At 61.6% G+C, this 17018-nt stretch carries 15 protein-coding genes; 6 read left to right on the plus strand and 9 right to left on the minus strand.

From position 1 onward, the window contains the following. Window positions 1–47 precede the first annotated feature (47 nt). The 3 genes from HXW87_RS13660 to mnmH all read left to right on the plus strand — a co-directional run bounded on the left by HXW87_RS13660 (window position 48) and on the right by mnmH (window position 2747). Window positions 48–413 (plus strand): DUF4440 domain-containing protein, encoded by a 366-nt coding sequence (locus HXW87_RS13660; RefSeq protein ID WP_095667009.1) that lies wholly within the window; start codon window positions 48–50, stop codon window positions 411–413. A gap of 196 nt (window positions 414–609) precedes the next feature. Then, window positions 610–1644: a selenide, water dikinase SelD gene (selD, locus tag HXW87_RS13665; protein ID WP_239779071.1), complete on the plus strand. Its 1035-nt coding sequence runs from the start codon at window positions 610–612 to the stop codon at window positions 1642–1644. Continuing rightward, the gene (gene mnmH, locus HXW87_RS13670) at window positions 1644–2747 is read left to right on the plus strand and encodes a tRNA 2-selenouridine(34) synthase MnmH (RefSeq protein ID WP_239779072.1); all 1104 of its coding nucleotides are present in this window, start codon (window positions 1644–1646) and stop codon (window positions 2745–2747) included. The genes selD and mnmH overlap by 1 nt, the downstream gene beginning before the upstream one ends. A gap of 119 nt (window positions 2748–2866) precedes the next feature. Here the strand turns inward: mnmH and HXW87_RS13675 are convergent, their stop codons facing one another. Then, on the minus strand, window positions 2867–3541 hold the full coding sequence (locus HXW87_RS13675) for a hypothetical protein (protein WP_047291488.1): 675 nt from the start codon (window positions 3539–3541) through the stop codon (window positions 2867–2869). Window positions 3542–3766: 225 nt separating this feature from the next. On the opposite strand from HXW87_RS13675, the gene HXW87_RS13680 reads away from it, so the two are divergent. Both HXW87_RS13680 and hemB read left to right on the plus strand, forming a co-directional pair. After that, window positions 3767–4465 carry a glutathione binding-like protein gene (locus tag HXW87_RS13680; RefSeq protein WP_047291489.1) on the plus strand — a complete coding sequence of 233 codons (699 nt, stop codon included), beginning with the start codon at window positions 3767–3769 and terminating at the stop codon, window positions 4463–4465. Between the two features lie 243 nt (window positions 4466–4708). Continuing rightward, window positions 4709–5683 carry a porphobilinogen synthase gene (gene hemB / locus HXW87_RS13685; protein ID WP_121184653.1) on the plus strand — a complete coding sequence of 325 codons (975 nt, stop codon included), beginning with the start codon at window positions 4709–4711 and terminating at the stop codon, window positions 5681–5683. A gap of 129 nt (window positions 5684–5812) precedes the next feature. Here the strand turns inward: hemB and HXW87_RS13690 are convergent, their stop codons facing one another. Further along, complete coding sequence (locus tag HXW87_RS13690; protein WP_239779073.1) at window positions 5813–7348, minus strand: FAD-dependent oxidoreductase; 1536 nt, start codon at window positions 7346–7348, stop codon at window positions 5813–5815. Window positions 7349–7561: 213 nt separating this feature from the next. After that, window positions 7562–9766, minus strand: coding sequence for a TonB-dependent siderophore receptor (locus HXW87_RS13695; RefSeq protein WP_239779074.1), 2205 nt, complete (start codon window positions 9764–9766; stop codon window positions 7562–7564). Between the two features lie 276 nt (window positions 9767–10042). Here HXW87_RS13695 and HXW87_RS13700 point away from each other — a divergent pair, with 276 nt between their 5' ends. Beyond that, window positions 10043–11125, plus strand: a complete 1083-nt coding sequence (locus tag HXW87_RS13700) for a DUF1615 domain-containing protein (RefSeq protein WP_145596473.1) — start codon at window positions 10043–10045, stop codon at window positions 11123–11125. Between the two features lie 7 nt (window positions 11126–11132). Here the strand turns inward: HXW87_RS13700 and HXW87_RS13705 are convergent, their stop codons facing one another. The 6 genes from HXW87_RS13705 to yejB all read right to left on the minus strand — a co-directional run bounded on the left by HXW87_RS13705 (window position 11133) and on the right by yejB (window position 17018). Further along, complete coding sequence (locus HXW87_RS13705; RefSeq protein WP_345773078.1) at window positions 11133–11834, minus strand: anti-sigma factor; 702 nt, start codon at window positions 11832–11834, stop codon at window positions 11133–11135. Beyond that, window positions 11831–12367, minus strand: a complete 537-nt coding sequence (locus tag HXW87_RS13710) for a sigma-70 family RNA polymerase sigma factor (protein ID WP_182404229.1) — start codon at window positions 12365–12367, stop codon at window positions 11831–11833. The genes HXW87_RS13705 and HXW87_RS13710 overlap by 4 nt, the downstream gene beginning before the upstream one ends. Before the next feature lie 225 nt (window positions 12368–12592). Further along, on the minus strand, window positions 12593–13114 hold the full coding sequence (locus HXW87_RS13715) for a DUF3455 domain-containing protein (protein WP_121184659.1): 522 nt from the start codon (window positions 13112–13114) through the stop codon (window positions 12593–12595). 117 nt (window positions 13115–13231) lie between these two features. Continuing rightward, a complete protein-coding gene (locus HXW87_RS13720; RefSeq protein WP_239779075.1) occupies window positions 13232–14917 on the minus strand; it encodes an ABC transporter ATP-binding protein in 1686 nt (561 codons plus the stop codon). A gap of 14 nt (window positions 14918–14931) precedes the next feature. Further along, window positions 14932–15954 carry an ABC transporter permease gene (locus tag HXW87_RS13725; protein ID WP_239779076.1) on the minus strand — a complete coding sequence of 341 codons (1023 nt, stop codon included), beginning with the start codon at window positions 15952–15954 and terminating at the stop codon, window positions 14932–14934. Next, window positions 15954–17018, minus strand: a complete 1065-nt coding sequence (gene yejB, locus HXW87_RS13730) for a microcin C ABC transporter permease YejB (RefSeq protein ID WP_047291509.1) — start codon at window positions 17016–17018, stop codon at window positions 15954–15956. Before yejB ends, HXW87_RS13725 begins: the two co-directional genes overlap by 1 nt.

A 17018-nucleotide genomic window follows, 5' to 3' on the forward strand; every position in this document is an offset into this window, starting at 1 on the left:
TCGAAAGTCTTTGTGGCGAGTGATTTCTGCATTGAGGTAGGAACGAGATGGATCTGTCGAAGCATTTGTTACATCTGGAAAACCGCCTGCTGTCGCGCGCCGTGCGCGAGGATGCCGCAGAACTGGCGAGATTGATCGCGGACGACTTTGTCGAATTCGGCGCCAGCGGCGGCATCTGGAACAAATCTGATGTGCTGGAAGCGCTGCCGCAGCAAGCTTTCGCACAACGTAACGTCAGTCAGTTCACGCTCAAGCAATTGTCGGAAGATTCGGCGCTGGTGACATATCACTGCCATACCGTCGCTGGCGGCCAGCGGGTGCCGGCGGACAGTCTGCGCAGTTCGGTGTGGCGGCGGCAGGGGGAGCAATGGCAGATGGTTTTTCATCAGGGCACCTTTTGTGCCCGGCCGTGAAACCGTGGAGACCCGTCGATAGCTTTCGCGAGCAAGCTCGCTCCCACACGGATCTTCAGTGAACACAGGATTTGTGGATGACAGCGATCCCCTGTGGGAGCGAGCTTGCTCGCGAAGGGGGCCGGACATTCAGCGCAAAAATCTGCCGGCCCGCGCTCTGCTAGAATCCGCCCCATCAACTGCCAGAGACTCTCCCATGAGCGAGCCGATTCGCCTGACCCAATACAGCCACGGTGCCGGTTGTGGCTGCAAGATTTCCCCGCAGGTGCTGGAAGTGATTCTGGCCGGTAGCGGTGCGCAGAACCTTGACCCGAAACTGTGGGTCGGCAATGCCTCGCGTGATGACGCGGCGGTGTACGAGATCGATGCCGAACGCGGTGTGGTGTCGACCACTGACTTCTTCATGCCGATTGTCGACGATCCTTACGATTTCGGCCGTATTGCGGCAACCAATGCGATCAGCGACATCTATGCCATGGGCGGCGATCCGCTGATGGCGATTGCGATCCTCGGCTGGCCGGTCAATGTGCTGGCGCCGGAAGTGGCGCGGGAAGTGATTCGCGGCGGGCGTGCGGTGTGCGACGCCGCCGGCATTCCGCTGGCCGGCGGGCATTCGATCGATGCGCCCGAGCCGATCTTCGGCCTGGCGGTGACCGGTCTGGTGGAAAAGCGCCACATGAAGCGCAACGACACCGCTACCGCCGGTTGCCTGCTGTACCTGACCAAGCCGTTGGGCATCGGCATCCTTACCACCGCCGAGAAGAAGGGCAAATTGCGCCCCGGCGACATTGGTGTGGCCCGCGACTGGATGTGCACCCTGAACAAACCCGGCAGCCGTTTCGGCAAACTGGCCGGCGTCACCGCAATGACCGACGTCACCGGTTTCGGTCTGCTCGGGCACCTGGTGGAAATGGCCGATGGCAGCCACCTGACCGCGCGTATCGGCTACAACCATGTGCCGCGTCTGGACAGCGTCGAGTACTACCTCGAACAGGGCTGTGTGCCCGGTGGCACCTTGCGTAACTTCGACAGCTATTCGAGCAAGCTCGGCCGTCTGCAGGAGTTGCACAAGCGCGTGCTGTGCGACCCGCAGACCAGCGGTGGTCTGCTGATTGCGGTCACCCCTGAAGGCAATGACGAGTTCCTCGCCGTGGCCACCGAACTGGGCCTGGACCTGGCGCCGATTGGCGAACTGGTTGAGCGACAGACCCACGCAGTCGAGGTGATCTGATGTACCGCGACTGCACCGATTACCGCGATATTTTCCTCAACGACCGGCCGCTGATGGACGCCCGCGCGCCGGTCGAGTTTCACAAAGGTGCGTTTCCCGGTGTGGTCAACCTGCCGCTGATGAACGACATCGAACGGCAGAAGATCGGTACCTGTTACAAACAGCACGGTCAGCAGGCCGCCATCGAGCTGGGTCATCAGCTGGTGTCCGGCGCGATCAAGGCCGAGCGCATTCAGGCCTGGGCTGATTTCGCCCGGGCCCATCCTGATGGTTATCTCTATTGTTTTCGTGGCGGCCTGCGTTCGCAGATCACGCAGCAGTGGCTGCGTGACGAGGCCGGTATCGACTATCCGCGCGTTGGCGGCGGCTATAAGGCTATGCGCAGCTTCCTGCTTGATACGCTTGAGCAGGCGATCGGCCAGTGTGATTTCGTGTTGCTGGGTGGCATGACCGGGACCGGCAAGACCGAGGTCCTGGTGCAGTTGCGCAACGGTGTGGATCTGGAGGGGCACGCCAATCACCGTGGCTCGAGCTTTGGCAAACGTGCTACCGGTCAACCGTCGAACATTGATTTCGAGAACCGTCTGGCCATCGATATCCTCAAGAAGCGCGATGCCGGTATCGAACAGTTTGTTCTGGAAGACGAGAGTCGGGTAGTTGGCAGTTGTGCGTTGCCGCTACCGCTGTATCAGGGCATGCAGCAGTACCCGATGGTCTGGCTGGAAGACAGTTTCGAAGATCGGGTCGAGCGGATCCTGCGCGACTACGTGGTGGATCTGTCGGCCGAGTTTTGCGCAGTGCATGGCGAGGAAGGTTTTGCTTTGTTCTCCGAGCGCTTGCTGGAGAGCCTGAACAAAGTACAGAAGCGGCTGGGTGGTGAGCGTCATCGGCGGATGTTGCTGCTGATGGAAGACGCATTGGCCGAACAGGCACGCAGCGGGTCGGTGGATTTGCACCGTAGCTGGATCGAAGGGTTGCTGCGCGAATACTACGACCCGATGTATGCGTTCCAGCGGGAGAAGAAAGGCGGGCGGATCGAGTTTGCCGGCGAGCGCGGGGCGGTGCTGGAGTATTTGCGCGAGCGAGCCAGCCAGAAAGATTGAGGTTGTAGCGGCTGGCCTCTTCGCGAGCAAGCTCGCTCCCACAGGGTATTTGTATTCAACGCAGATCAAATGTGGGAGCGAGCTTGCTCGCGAAGGGGCCGGGTCAGGCCACACAACACTCAAGTCGGGCACGTCGCCTTGCCGTTATCCAGCCCCTGCTTGTAGCTGTGACTCTGCAGGCTGGCCTTGCCGTTGTGCCAGGTCAGGGTCAGCACATACAGCGAATCGAAATCGCCTGAGGCCCAGTCGTCGGTGATGGTCTGCTTTTCGCCGACCGCGTTGCCCGCGACCTTGTTGATCAGCTCCGGCAGATAACCGTGGGACCACGCCGTGTAGATCGTCGCGTTGTGGTACTTGTCTTCGGTCAGTTCCCGCGCCAGGTCGCTGGTATCGTTGGCAGAGAATTCGATGTTCACCGGCAGGCCGAGCTTGATCGCGGCGGGGCTGATGGTCATCAGCGGGCGAATGTAGCTGTAGGAGTTGTCCAGCTCGCCTTCCTCGACATTGCGTGTCGGGTCGGCAGCGAACACGTAATCGGCCTTGCCGAATTTTTCCGGCAGCAGGGTCGACAGCTCGATCGCCCGGTTCAGGCCCTGACAGTTGAGCTGGCCGAGACCGCCCTCGGGTTTTTCCGCGTGGCGCAGGAAGATCAGCGTCTGCGTACCGTCCACCGGTTGCGCGCGAATCTGGCTCGATTCGAGCGACAAGGTCAGCGCACTGACCGCCAACAGGGAGGGCAGGGCCACGCAGGCGCGATGTTTGAAGCGTTTGGCGAAACTCATGAGGTTCGTCATTGAGTACAGGATTCTTCAGCAAATTCGGTTGGGGCTGACCAACCCTTGCACCACGGGCTCCCTGCACCGGGTGTTGTCCATGTCGTGTGTCGCGCTTCCGTTACGAAGGGCATAGCTCAGAGTCCTCTGAGACCGGTTTGGTTCATGCACATTACCCGCAGGATGTTACGGTTCGTGTAGCTCCTACATTATGATCAGTGCTTTCCATGTGACTGGATGTTTCCCATGACCGATCTGTCCGCGTTCCCGATCACCCAGAAATGGCCGGCGCAGTACCCCGACTGGATTCAGCTCTATTCCCTGCCGACCCCCAACGGCGTCAAGGTCTCGATCATGCTCGAAGAGATCGGCCTGCCGTACGAGCCGCACCGTGTGGGCTTCGACACGCAGGATCAGATGTCACCGGAATTCCTCTCGCTGAACCCCAACAACAAGATCCCGGCGATCCTCGACCCTCACGGCCCCGAGGACCAACCGCTGGCGCTGTTCGAGTCCGGCGCGATCCTGATCTACCTCGCCGACAAGAGCGGCCAGTTGCTGGCCCAGGAAGGCGCGCTGCGTTACGAGACGATTCAGTGGCTGATGTTCCAGATGGGCGGTATCGGCCCGATGTTCGGCCAGCTCGGTTTCTTCAACAAATTCGCCGGCAAGGACTACGAGGACAAGCGTCCGCGTGACCGTTATGTCGAGGAGAGCAGACGCCTGCTCAACGTGCTCGACAAACGTCTGCAAGGTCGCGACTGGATCATGGGCGAACGCTACACCATCGCCGACATCGCCACGTTCCCGTGGGTGCGCAACCTGATCGGCTTCTATGAGGCGGGCGATCTGGTCGGGATCAGCAATTTCCCGAATGTGACCCGGGTGCTGGAGCGGTTTCTGGCGCGGCCGGCGGTTGTTCGCGGGCTGACCATACCTTCCTGACCTTCACCCGACCCTGTGGGAGCTGGCTTGCCAGCGATGAAGCCGGCACGGTCAATATCTATGTTGCCTGACCCACCGCTATCGCTGGCAAGCCAGCTCCCACAGGTAATCGGATTGTTCCGAGGATTATTGCACCGCCGGTAATGCTGTCTTGATTGATCCAGGTTTGTACCTGCGCCCGGCGAAGGCATAAGCTTCGCCCCCTACGACTTTCGTCTCATCTTCCGATTTCAGGAAAGCCTCATGTCCAGCCAGTTCCCCGAAGCACGTCCCCGCCGTCTGCGCCGCAATGCGAGCCTGCGCAGCCTGTTCCAGGAAACCGAGTTCAGCCTGAATGATCTGGTGTTGCCGATTTTCGTTGAAGAAGAAATCGATGACTTTGTACCGATCAAGAGCATGCCGGGGGTGATGCGCATTCCCGAGCGCAAGCTGGCCGGCGAAATCGAGCGTTACGCCCGTGCCGGGATCAAGTCGGTGATGACGTTTGGCGTGTCCCATCATCTGGACGCCAATGGCAGCGACACCTGGCGTGAAGACGGCCTGGTCTCGCGCATGTCGCGGATTGCCAAGGACGCAGTGCCGGAAATGATCGTGATGTCCGACACCTGCTTCTGTGAATACACCGATCACGGCCACTGCGGCGTGATGCACAACCACGAAGTCGACAACGACCAGACCCTGATCAACCTTGGCAAGCAAGCCGTGGCGGCGGCGCATGCCGGTGCTGACGTGATCGCGCCGTCGGCAGCGATGGACGGTCAGGTGCGGGCGATCCGCCAGGCGCTGGACGCCGCCGGGTTCACCCAGATTCCGATCATGGCCTACTCGACCAAATTCGCCTCGGCGCTGTACGGCCCGTTCCGTGAAGCCGGCGGCAGTGCGCTGAAGGGCGATCGCAAAAGCTATCAGATGAACCCGATGAACCGCCGTGAAGCCCTGCGCGAATCGCTGCTCGACGAGCAGGAAGGCGCCGATGCGCTGATGGTCAAACCGGCCGGAGCGTACCTCGACATCATCCGCGACATCCGTGAAGCCTCGAACCTGCCACTGTCGGCGTATCAGGTCAGCGGTGAGTACGCGATGATCAAGTTCGGCGCACAGGCCGGTGCAATTGACGAGGATCGCGTGGTGCGCGAGAGCCTGGGCGCAATCAAGCGCGCGGGTGCGGACCTGATCTTCACTTACTTTGCGATGGATCTGGCGCTGGCCGGGATCTGACGAATACCGCAGAACCCTTGTGGGAGCTGGCTTGCCAGCGATTGCGTCGGCACAGTCAAAATCAATGTTGGCTGATCCATCGCTATCGCTGGCAAGCCAGCTCCCACAGAAACTTAGCGTGTTCTTGGGTCAGGGGCTGTTGAAGAACGGCCTTATCCCGTGATCGCGGAAATACCGCTCGATCACCTTCGGATCCGCACTGTTGTCGGCAATCGCCACATAGGTATCCGGGCGCAGCAAATAAAACCCGTTACGCCCCAACCCCGCCGTGTCAAACGCCGGGCGCCAATCGAACACGTGCAGCGGCAAATGATGTTCGTGGCACCAGGCGATCATCTCGTCGCTGGTGTCGCCGTACACATGCACCTGCCAGCAGGGCTGGCGCAGCGGCTCGTAATTATCGCCCTCACCATCATGCGCCCACGGCAAGCGGTCGCCGCCGTGGACGTGGCCGGCGCTGCCCTGGCTCAGCGGCATGCCGCGGTAGTTGAGGGTGACTTGCGAGACGGTGCGAAAGAGGAATTCGCGGCTGGCGTCGAACGTGGCCATTTTCGGGATCAAAAAGGGTGCCAGGCGCGTGCGCAGCAGATCGGCGATGCGCCCCTCGGCGGTGACGAACGTGAATACTTTGTCGGTGGTCAACACCAATCGGCGGGCGAACGCGATACGCTCGGTTTCGTAAGTGTCGAGCAGTTGCGCCGTGGCGCTGCCGTTGAGCACGGCGGCGAGTTTCCAGGCCAGGTTGATTGCATCGCCAATCCCGGTGTTCATGCCCTGGCCGCCGGCGGGGCTGTGCACGTGCGCCGCGTCACCGAGCAGAAACGCCCGACCGCTGCGAAAGTGCTCGGCCACGCGGTGATGTACACGGTAGGTGGAGAACCAGTTGACCTCGTCGATGTGTACGTTCAGGTGTTCGATGGCGCGGCGGCTGACGTCGGCGAATTGCAGGGTTTCGGCGCGATCGGCACGTTCATCGCGCACTGTGCCGATCAATCGCGCACGGCCTTCGCCGGCCAACGGGAAGACGGCGAGAAAATCCGCTTCGTCCAGATCCAGGTGCAAATCACCGTTAAGCGCCGGGCCGCTGGCCTGGACATCCGCGACGTAAAAAATCTGCTGATAGGTGCCGCCCGGGAAACCGGTGTCGAGGGTTTTGCGCACCACCGAACGCGCGCCATCGCAGCCCGCGAGAAAGCATGCCTGACAGATTTCCTGCTGCCCGTCGGGCAAGCGCAGATGCGCGGTGAGGCCGTCGCCGAGTTCTTCAAAACTTTCGAGTTCGGTGTTGCGCTCAACCACCACGTCATAGTCTTCGAGGCGTTCGAGCAGCAGCCGTTCGTGCTGGTCCTGGGGAAAGATTTCGATGAACGAGTAGGGCGTCAGGCCTTCGCCGATGCGCTGCAGCGGCAACTGCGCAACCGGTTTGCCCTTGACCCAGAAATGCGCCGCCGCGACCTTGTGCCCGTTGCGCACCACGGTGTCGGCCAGATCCAGCTGACGATACAACTCCAGCGTGCGCGCCTGCACCGCCAGCGCCCGCGAGGTGGTGCCGGGCGCGGAGGTCTTGTCGATGATGCGCACGCGCACGCCCAGTTTGCTCAGCCACAGAGCCAGCACCAGACCGGTCGGGCCGGCGCCGATGATCAGAACGTCGCTGCGGTGCATGAGCCTGTCCTCCGTTGGCTGTGGAGCAAGTATGGATCAGATGGAAAGGCTAGCCAGTGCCGGCCTCTTCGCGAGCAGGCTCGCTCCCACAGTCGAACGCATTCCAATGTGGGAGCGAGCTTGCTCGCGAAGGGGGCTTGCCTCCCGCCACAAAAACAAAAAAAGGCCCCGCAACGGTAAAGCTGCGGGGCCTTTGTTACGACGGGATGACGCTTAGAAATCGATGGTGCCCGACAACTTCGCCACCCGTGGCTCACCCTGGGTCAGATAGCCGCCCTGAGCCGATTCCCAATACTTCTTGTTGGCCAGGTTTTCGACGCCCAGACGCAGGGTCACGTCTTTCTGCGAGACCTTGAAGGCGTAACGCGCACCGGCATCGAAGCGGTTCCAGGTTGGCAGGCTGAGGTTGTTGGCCGCATCGGCATATTGGCCGCCGGTGCGCAGCATCCGCGCATTCAGCGCCACGCCTTGCAGGCCCGGTACATCCCAGTCGGCGCCGGCGTTGAACTGGAAGCTCGGCACGCCGATGGCGCGGTTGCCGTCGTTGGCACCGTTCTGGGTGTTGCGCAGTTCGGTGTCCATCAGAGTCAGGCCGCTGATCAGGCGCAGGCCGTTGATCGGCTCGCCGAACACGTTCATCTCTACGCCTTTGTTGATCTGCTCGCCTTCACGCACGTAGGTGCAGGTGGTGGCGCTGTTGATTTCGCAGTAACCGTCGCTCGGCTGTTCGATGCGATACACGCCAAGGCTCGCGCCGTAAGTGCCCATGTCGACCTTGACCCCGGCCTCGGTCTGCTTGGAGCGCGCCGGTGCGTAGACTTCGTTGCCGTTGGTCACGCGCAAACCGCCGGTGCTGGTCGGCGAAGTCGGGCCTTGCGCCAGACCTTCGATGTGGTTGGCGTAGAACGACACGTGCTCCCACGGTTTGAAGACAATGCCGTAGACCGGCGTGGTGATCGATTCGTCGTAGCTCGACTTGCGGCTGCCGCTGCCGTAACTGGCGTAGTTGTAGCCTTGCACCACCAGTTGCTGACGACGCAGGCCGGCGGTGATCAGCAGGCGGTCATCGAAGAAACCGAGGGTGTCGGAGAGCGCGAGGCTGCGGTTGAAGGTCTTGCCGACGATGCCCGGATCGCTGAGGTCGCCGCCGGAAAAATTACCGACCGGCGACGGCGTTTCCACCGGGTGGTAGATATTGTTGGCGTACTGGGTCAGGTCGAAATCATAGGCGCTGCGCTGTTCGGCCCACAGGCCGCTCAAACCGAAATTGAGCTTGTGGCTGACCGCGCCGGTGTTGAATTTGCCGTTGAGGCCGGCCATCAGGCTGGTGTTGTCCTCGTCGTGGGGGATGAACGAGCCGGTGGTGTACGAGGCGCCGTTGTTGCCCACCAGCGTGGTTGAGTTGTAGCGGCCGACTTCGCGGGTGTGCTTGGCGCCGCCGGCGACGTACGCGGTCCAGTTGTCGTTCAGGTCGTATTCGGCGCGGAGCATGCCGAAAGTGTCTTCGATGTCGGTGTAGCCCCACTTTGGCGCGTAGTTGGTGTCGGCCGACGGCGCGTCCGGAATGTGCGTGGCGGTGCCGAGGTTGACTGAGTTGCGGCCACCGTTGACGCGTTCCTTCTGGTAGGCGAAGTCGCCGGAAATACGCAGCGCGTCACCGCGATAATCGAGGCCGATGGCGAACAGTTTCGAACGCTGGTTTTCGTGATCGATGCCGGTGTCGCCTTCGCGCTGGGACAGGTTGACCCGCGCGCCAAAGCGGTTGTCTTCGCCGAAACGCTGGCCGATATCGAGGTGCTGACCGATCCGGCCTTCACTGTTGATGTCGGTGGTGTAGCGGCGCAGCGGCTCGTCGCCGGCACGCTTGGGCTGCAGGTTGACGCCACCGCCGATGCCGGAGCCGGTCGGGGTCACGCCATTGATGAAGGCGTTCGGCCCTTTGAACACTTCCACGCGCTCCAGGGCGTCGCTGGAAATGATCTGCCGGGGCAGCACGCCGTAGAGACCGTTATAGGAAATGTCGTCACCGTTCAGCGGCAGGCCGCGAATCATGAACACCTGCGCCTGGTTGGAGAAGCCCGAAGCCTGACGCACGGAGGCATCGTTAAGCAGGACGTCGGCGACGTTTTCCGCCTGTTGGTCCTGAATCAGCTGTTCGGTGTACGACGCGGCGCTGAACGGCACGTCCATCATGTCCTGATTGCCGAGCACGCCGAGTTGACCACCACGGGCGACCTGACCGCCGGAGTAGACCGGGGGCAGGGCGTTGGGCGTCGGTGCCTGGGCGTTGACGTTGACATTGTCGAGCACCAGCGCCTTGCCGTTTTCATCGGCAGCGTGGGCGGTGACGGTCAGGGAGCACAGCAGGGCGAGAAGCGTCGGGCGGAACGGGACAGCAAGTCGAGCTGGAGCGGGCATGTCGATACCTGGAGGCGTACGGCCGGTGAGAAAATTAGAACTGCGCGGGGAACTCCTTGCGCAAATACGACTCCAGGCGCAAATGATAGGAGTTCGCAGTAACGTTTTGCAATCAGTTTGTCATCAATCCGGAAAACACATTCACCTGTAGGAGCTGCCGCAGGCTGCGATCTTTTGATCTTGTCTTTTAGAAACCAAGGCAAAAGATCGCAGCCTGCGGCAGCTCCTACACGGATTGTGTATGGTGTTCGGGCTTAATGGACTGGATGAAGCAACATGCGATTACTCATTACCCTCGCTGCGCTGCTGGCGCTCGCCGGTTGTGCCGGCCAGCGCAGTCAGGAGCCGGCGCCGCGTGCGCCCGCCGAAGTGAAGGCTGAAATCGTCCGGCTGATGCCGGCCAAAGTGCCCGACCGCGAGGGCTGGGCCACCGACATCTACGCCGCGTTCGCCGCTCAGCACATCAGCCCGACCACACAGAATCTCTGTTCAGTGCTGGCCGTGGCCGAGCAGGAATCGACCTATCAGGTCGACCCGACGGTGCCGGGGTTGGGCAAGATCGCTCGCGACGAAATCGACCGTCGTGCCGCCAAAGTGCATATCCCCGGCCTGTTGGTCAGCGGCGCACTGCAAGTGCGCTCCACCAACGGCAAGACCTACAGCGAACGCTTGAACGCGGCGCGCAGTGAAAAAGAACTCAGCGCCATTTTTGATGACTTCATCGGCAGGGTGCCGATGGGCCGCACCTTGTTCGGCGGCTTCAACCCGGTACACACCGCCGGACCGATGCAGGTCAGTATCGAATTCGCCGAGCAGCACGCCAAGGACTATCCATACCCGGTAGACGGCACGATCCGCCACGAAGTGTTCACCCGCCGTGGCGGCATGTACTTCGGCATCGCGCATTTGCTTGGCTACCCGGTGAGTTACCGCGAGCCGCTGTATCGCTTCGCCGACTTCAACGCCGGGTGGTATGCCAGCCGCAATGCCGCGTTCCAGAACGCCGTCAGCCGAGCCTCGGGCATCCCGCTGGCGCTGGATGGCGACTTGATTCGCTACGACTCGATCATGCCCGGCAGCACCGAACTGGCGGTGCGCACCCTCGGCAAGTCGCTGGGCCTGCGCAACCCGACGATTCGCGATCAACTGGAGAAGGGCAAGACCCTGGAATTCGAAGAAACCAAACTCTACCAGCGCGTGTTCGAACTGGCCGAGAAGGCTGAAGGCAAGACCTTGCCACGTGCGGTGTTGCCGGGGATCGTCCTGCAGAGCCCGAAAATCACCCGCAAACTGACCACGGCGTGGTTCGCCAAACGCGTGGATGAGCGCTACAAGCGCTGCATGGCCAAGGCCGGTTGACGCGGGTTCAAAGCACTTTGACGGCGCGACCGATCGCCTGAATCGGCCCGGTCGGTTTACCGATCGGCGAGCCATTGGCGCCTTCCAGCGTCAGCTCGAACAGCTGATTCGGTTGCAGCGGCGGCAGCTTGTCCAGCGGCACCGACAGCGCCTGGCCCGGCTTGACCAGCCCCAGCGACACCGGCCCTTGCCAGCCGTCAGCCTTGGTCCAGAACTCCAGCGCCTTGTCCGCCGGCACTTCGACCACGCCCAGCGGGATCAGCTGAATTTCCCGGGCGTTGCTGGCCTGAATCACCCAGCCCGGCGCCTTGTCCTGCGGCGCGACCAGCACCACCAGATAACTGGGTTTCGGCGTGGTCTGGGTCAGTAGAATCGAGCCCAGGATCAGCGTCGCTGCCAGTCCGAACGCACTCAGCCCACGCCACAGCGGCAGCAGATTCCACCATGAGGTGGGCGCCGGAGCCGGTGTTTTTCGTGAGCGTTGCTCGACACTGCGCTCGATACGCGGCCAAAGGTGCGGCGATGGCTGCTGCGTCCCGGCGAGATCGGTCAGGTCGAGCAAGCGCCGCTCCCAGGCGTCCACCGCCGCTTGCAGTTCGGGCTCGTGGGGCAAGCGCCGTTGCACCGCTTCACGCTCCGGCGCCGACAGGGTGCCGAGCACGTATTCACTGGCCAGTTCATCGCGTTCCTGCGCCGATTCAGTGGTCATCCCATGCACTCCCGCAAAGCGTTGAGGCTGCGTTTGATCCAGGCTTTGACCGTGCCCAGCGGCGTGCCCAACCGTTGGGAAATCTGCGCGTGGCTGTAGCCATCGACATAGGCGTGGAGGATGCAGCTTCGGCGTTGTGGGTCGAGTTGTTCCAGGCAGCGATGGATGCGCCCCGAATGCGCCTGGGCATAGAAGCCGTCATCTTCTTCGGCAGGCATTTCATGATCTTCGCTGAACGGCGTCTCCCGAGCCTGATTGCGCAGCAGATTCAGCGCCAGATGCCGGGTCACGCTGAACATCCAGCCCCGCGCCGAGCCGCGCGCCGGATCGAACTGCGCCGCACCGTTCCAGATCTTGATGAATGCCTCGTGCACGATGTCTTCGGCCAGCGCCGTGTCACGTAGCAGCCGCTTGGCCACGCCGAGCAGGCGCGGGCCTTCCTGCACATATAAATCGCGCAGGGCCGAGTGCTCGCCGCGGGCGCAGGCCGCGAGACGGGCTTCGTAATCGAACACCGGTTCAGGCAAAGACATGGGGTGCAATCTAGCTCACATTCTTCAAACATCCAGCCAACAGTCCTCTACTGTGGGAGCGAGCCTTTGTGGTGAGGGGATTCATCCCCGACCGGCTGCACAGCAGCCGTAACCGTTGGTTGCGGTGAATTCCTGATTCCGCAGTGCCGGATTTTGGGGCGCTTCGCGCCCCATCGGGGATGAATCCCCTCGCCACCAGTTCGCTCCCATAGAAGCATCAAGGAACTAGTTCGCCGCCCAGAAAATGTAATCGGCCTGATATTTCACCACTTCCTGCTTGCCCTTGTTCGCCGCCGTGCATTCGCTGCCCGGGGCCACGCCGCCCTTGAGCGCGACACGCTGGATGTAACTCACGCCACTCATCGCGCCTTTGCCTTCGGCGGGGTTGGCCTTGACCAGTTGATAGGGCAGGTTGCCCGGACTCGACGGGGCGACGGCCAATTGCGTGCCGGTGACTTTCGAACCGTCCTTGGCCTGCCAGGTGGCGGGCGGGCCGAAGTAGGTGCCGACCTGCTGGCCGCTGCGATCGTTGAGCACCGCTTTCGGGCCGACGAAGGTCCACTCGGTTTGTCCGACCGCGTTGGGCTTGTCGCGGCATTCATAGGTGATCTCGCCGACGCCGGTGGTTTCCATGGCGATCTTGTGGCCTTCCGGGACTTTGATCGCGTCGGGATAGCTGCTCTGGGCGAAGGTTGTCGAGGACAGGGCGAGCAAACCGGTGAGGCCAATCAGTTGAGTGATGTTCATCTGTGTTATCTCCGAAAGGGGTAAACCGCTGACAGCCGAAGAGGGCTGCTACTGGAACTACCCGTGACGGAGGCGTTTGGATGCAGTGCCCGAAAAATATTTTTCAATCTCTGCAAATCAAAACTGTGGGAGCGAGCTTGCTCGCGAAGGCGTAGTGTCAGTCGACTCATTTATATCTGCACCACCGCTTTCGCGAGCAAGCTCGCTCCCACAGGGGACTTTAGCGGGCTTGAGGCCGGAGGCTTTCAGCAGTTCCTGGGTATAGGGATGCTGCGGCGCAGCAAATATCTCCCGCGACGATCCTTGCTCGACCACCTGACCATCCTTGATCACCAGCAAGTCATGAGCCAGTGCCTGCACCACCGCCAGGTCATGGCTGATGAACAGATAGGTCAGCCCATGCTTGCTCTGCAATTGCCGCAACAGCTCCACCACTTGTTTCTGCACCGTGCGATCCAGCGCCGAGGTCGGTTCGTCGAGCAGGATCAGTGCCGGCTCCAGCACCAGTGCGCGGGCGATGGAGATGCGCTGGCGCTGGCCGCCGGAAAATTCGTGGGGGTAGCGATGGCGACTCTTCGGGTCGAGGCCGACTTCCTCCAGTACGCGAATCACCGCCGCCTCGCGCTCGGCCTCGGTGCCGATGCCGTGAGTCAGCAGGCCTTCGGCAATGATCTGCTGCACCGACATGCGCGGGCTCAGGCTGCCGAACGGGTCCTGGAACACCACTTGAATCTGCCGCCGCAACGGGCGCATCAAACGCTGATTGAGCAGGCTCAGTTGCTTGTTGCCGAAGCGGATCTCGCCCTCGGATTCCACCAGCCGCAGGATCGCCTGGCCCAGCGTGGACTTGCCCGAACCGGATTCGCCGACAATCCCCAACGTTTTGCCGCGTTGCAGGCGGAAGCTGACGCCGTCCACCGCTTTGATGTACGCCTGCGAACGACTGAACAGTGCCTTGGGCAGTGGAAACCAGACCTTCAGATCATCGACTTCCAGCAGATTGTGTTGATACGCACTTGGCACCGGAGCACCGCTGGGTTCGGCTTCGATCAACAAGCGACTGTAAGGATGTTGCGGGGTGCGAAACAGTGTCTCGCAGTCGGCCTGTTCGACGATTTCGCCGTGGCGCATCACGCACACCCGTTGCGCGATGCGCCGCACCAGATTCAGATCGTGACTGATCAGCAACAGTGACATGCCCAGGCGTTGTTGCAGTTCGATCAACAGCTCAAGAATCTTCTGCTGCACGGTCACGTCCAGCGCGGTGGTCGGTTCATCGGCGATCAGCAGTTCCGGCTCGTTGGCCAGCGCCATGGCGATCATCACCCGTTGCCGTTGTCCGCCCGACAGCTGATGCGGATAGGCTTTCAAGCGCTGCAAAGGCTGGCGAATACCGACCAGTTCCAGCAGCTCCAGCGTCCGCTCACGTGCCGCGCGACCCTTCAGGCCTTTATGAATCTCCAGCACTTCACTGACTTGCTTTTCCACCGTGTGCAACGGGTTCAGCGAGGTCATCGGCTCCTGGAAAATCATCGCAATCCGGTTGCCGCGTAAACCGCGCAGGTGTTGCTCGCTGGCCTGCAGCAAGTTCACTCCGCTGTAAGTAATCGAACCGCTGCTGCTGACGCTTTTACCTGGCAATAAACGCAGGATCGAATGCGCCGTGACCGACTTGCCCGAGCCGGACTCGCCGACCAGCGCCAGACATTCACCACGGCGAATGTCGAGGTTCAAACCGTGCACCACGGCCTGCTCGCCAAAGGCCACGCGCAGGTCGCGAATCTCGATTAAATGGTTTTGCATGTCAGTTCCTCGGATCAAGATCGTGGATCAAACGCGTCTCGGCAAGCCTCACCGATGAACACCAACAAAGACAGAATCAGCGCCAAGGCAAAAAATGCCGTCAGGCCCAGCCACGGCGCCTGCAGATTGCGCTTGGCCTGGCCAATCAGTTCGCCCAGTGAGGCGGTGCCCGCCGGCATGCCGAAGCCAAGAAAATCCAGCGCGGTGAGGGTGGCGATGGCGCCGGTCAGAATGAATGGCAAATAGGTCAGGGTGGAGGTCATTGCGTTGGGCAGGATGTGCCGCCACATCAGCTCACTGTCGGTCAGCCCCAGCGCCCGCGCGGCTTTGACGTATTCCAGATTGCGTCCACGGAGGAACTCGGCGCGCACCACGTCCACCAGCGCCAGCCAGGAGAACAGCGCCATGATCCCCAGCAGCCACCAGAAACTCGGCGAGACAAACCCGGACAAAATGATCAGCAGATAAAGCACCGGCAGTCCCGACCAGATCTCCAGCAGCCGTTGCCCGAGCAAATCCACCCAACCGCCGTAATAGCCCTGCAACGCTCCGGCAACGATACCGACCAACGCACTGATGCCGGTGAGGATCAGCGCAAACAGGATCGAAATTCGTGTGCCGAAAATCACCCGCGCCAACACGTCCCGCGCCTGATCGTCGGTGCCCAGCCAGTTGCTCGCCGAGGGCGGGCTTGGCGCCGGTTCGGTGAGGTCGTAGTTGACGGTGTCGTAGCTGAACGGAATCGGCGGAAACAGCATCCAGCCGCCCTGATCCTCGATCAGCGAGTGCACGTAAGCGCTGGCGTAATCCGGCTGGAACGGCAGCTCGCCGCCGAAATCGGTTTCCAGGTAATCGCTGAGGATCGGGAAGTACAAGGCGCCGTGGTAGCGGATCACCAAGGGTTTGTCGTTGGCAATCAGTTCGCCGCCAAGGCAGATCAGGCACAGGCCAATGAACAGCCACAGCGACCAGCGTCCACGACGGTTGGCCTTGAACTGCGCGACCCGGCGCTGACCCAGAGGAGAGAGTGGGAACATCAGGCAGTCCTCGCCGAGAAGTCGATGCGCGGGTCGAGCAGGGTGTAGCTGAGGTCGCCGATCAGCTTGATCAACAGGCCGAACAGGGTGAACAGGAACAACGCGCCGAACACCACCGGATAGTCCCGCGACACCGCCGCTTCGTAACTCATGCGCCCGAGGCCATCGAGGTTGAAAAGGGTTTCGATCAGCAAGGAGCCAGCGAAAAACACTTCGATCAGCGCCGACGGCACACCGGCCACCACCAGCAGCATGGCGTTGCGAAACACGTGGCCGTAAAGCACGCGGCGTTCGGTCAAGCCCTTGGCCCGTGCGGTAATCACGTACTGGCGGCTGATCTCGTTGAGGAAGCTGTTTTTGGTGAGGATGGTCAGGGTGGCGAAGCCACCGATGACCAGCGCCGTGACCGGCAACACCAGGTGCCAGAGGTAGTCGCCGACCTTGCCCAAGGTGCTGAGGCTGTCGAAGTTATCCGACACCAGCCCCTGCACCGGGAACCAGTTGACGTAGCTGCCGCCGGCGAACACCACGATCAGCAGAATCGCAAACAGAAACGCCGGCATCGCGTAGCCGATGATGATCGCGGTGCTGCTCCAGACATCGAATGCGCTGCCGTTCCTGATCGCTTTGCGAATGCCCAGCGGGATCGAAATCAGGTAGGTGATCAGCGTCGCCCACACGCCGAGCGACAACGACACCGGCAGTTTCTGCAGGATCAGATCGGTGACCTTGGCACCGCGAAAGAAACTGCTGCCCAGGTCCAGCTGCGCGTAGTTTTTCAGCATCAGCCACAGGCGTTCATGCATCGGCTTGTCGAAACCGTAGTGGTGTTTGATTTCCTCGATCAGCGCCGGGTCGAGGCCACGGCTGCTGCGCCCGGCACCGCCCGTCGCAGCGACTTCGCCACCACCGCCCATGCTGTGCCCGCCGAAACCTTGCAGACGCGCGATGGCTTGTTCCACCGGGCCGCCCGGCGCGGCCTGCACGATGAGGAAATTGACCACCAGAATGCACAGCAGCGTGGGGATGATCAGCAGCAAACGTCGACTCAGATAACGCAGCAT

The organism is Pseudomonas sp. Y5-11 (assembly GCF_022368695.1).
GTDB classification, from domain to species: Bacteria; Pseudomonadota; Gammaproteobacteria; order Pseudomonadales; family Pseudomonadaceae; genus Aquipseudomonas; species Aquipseudomonas parakoreensis.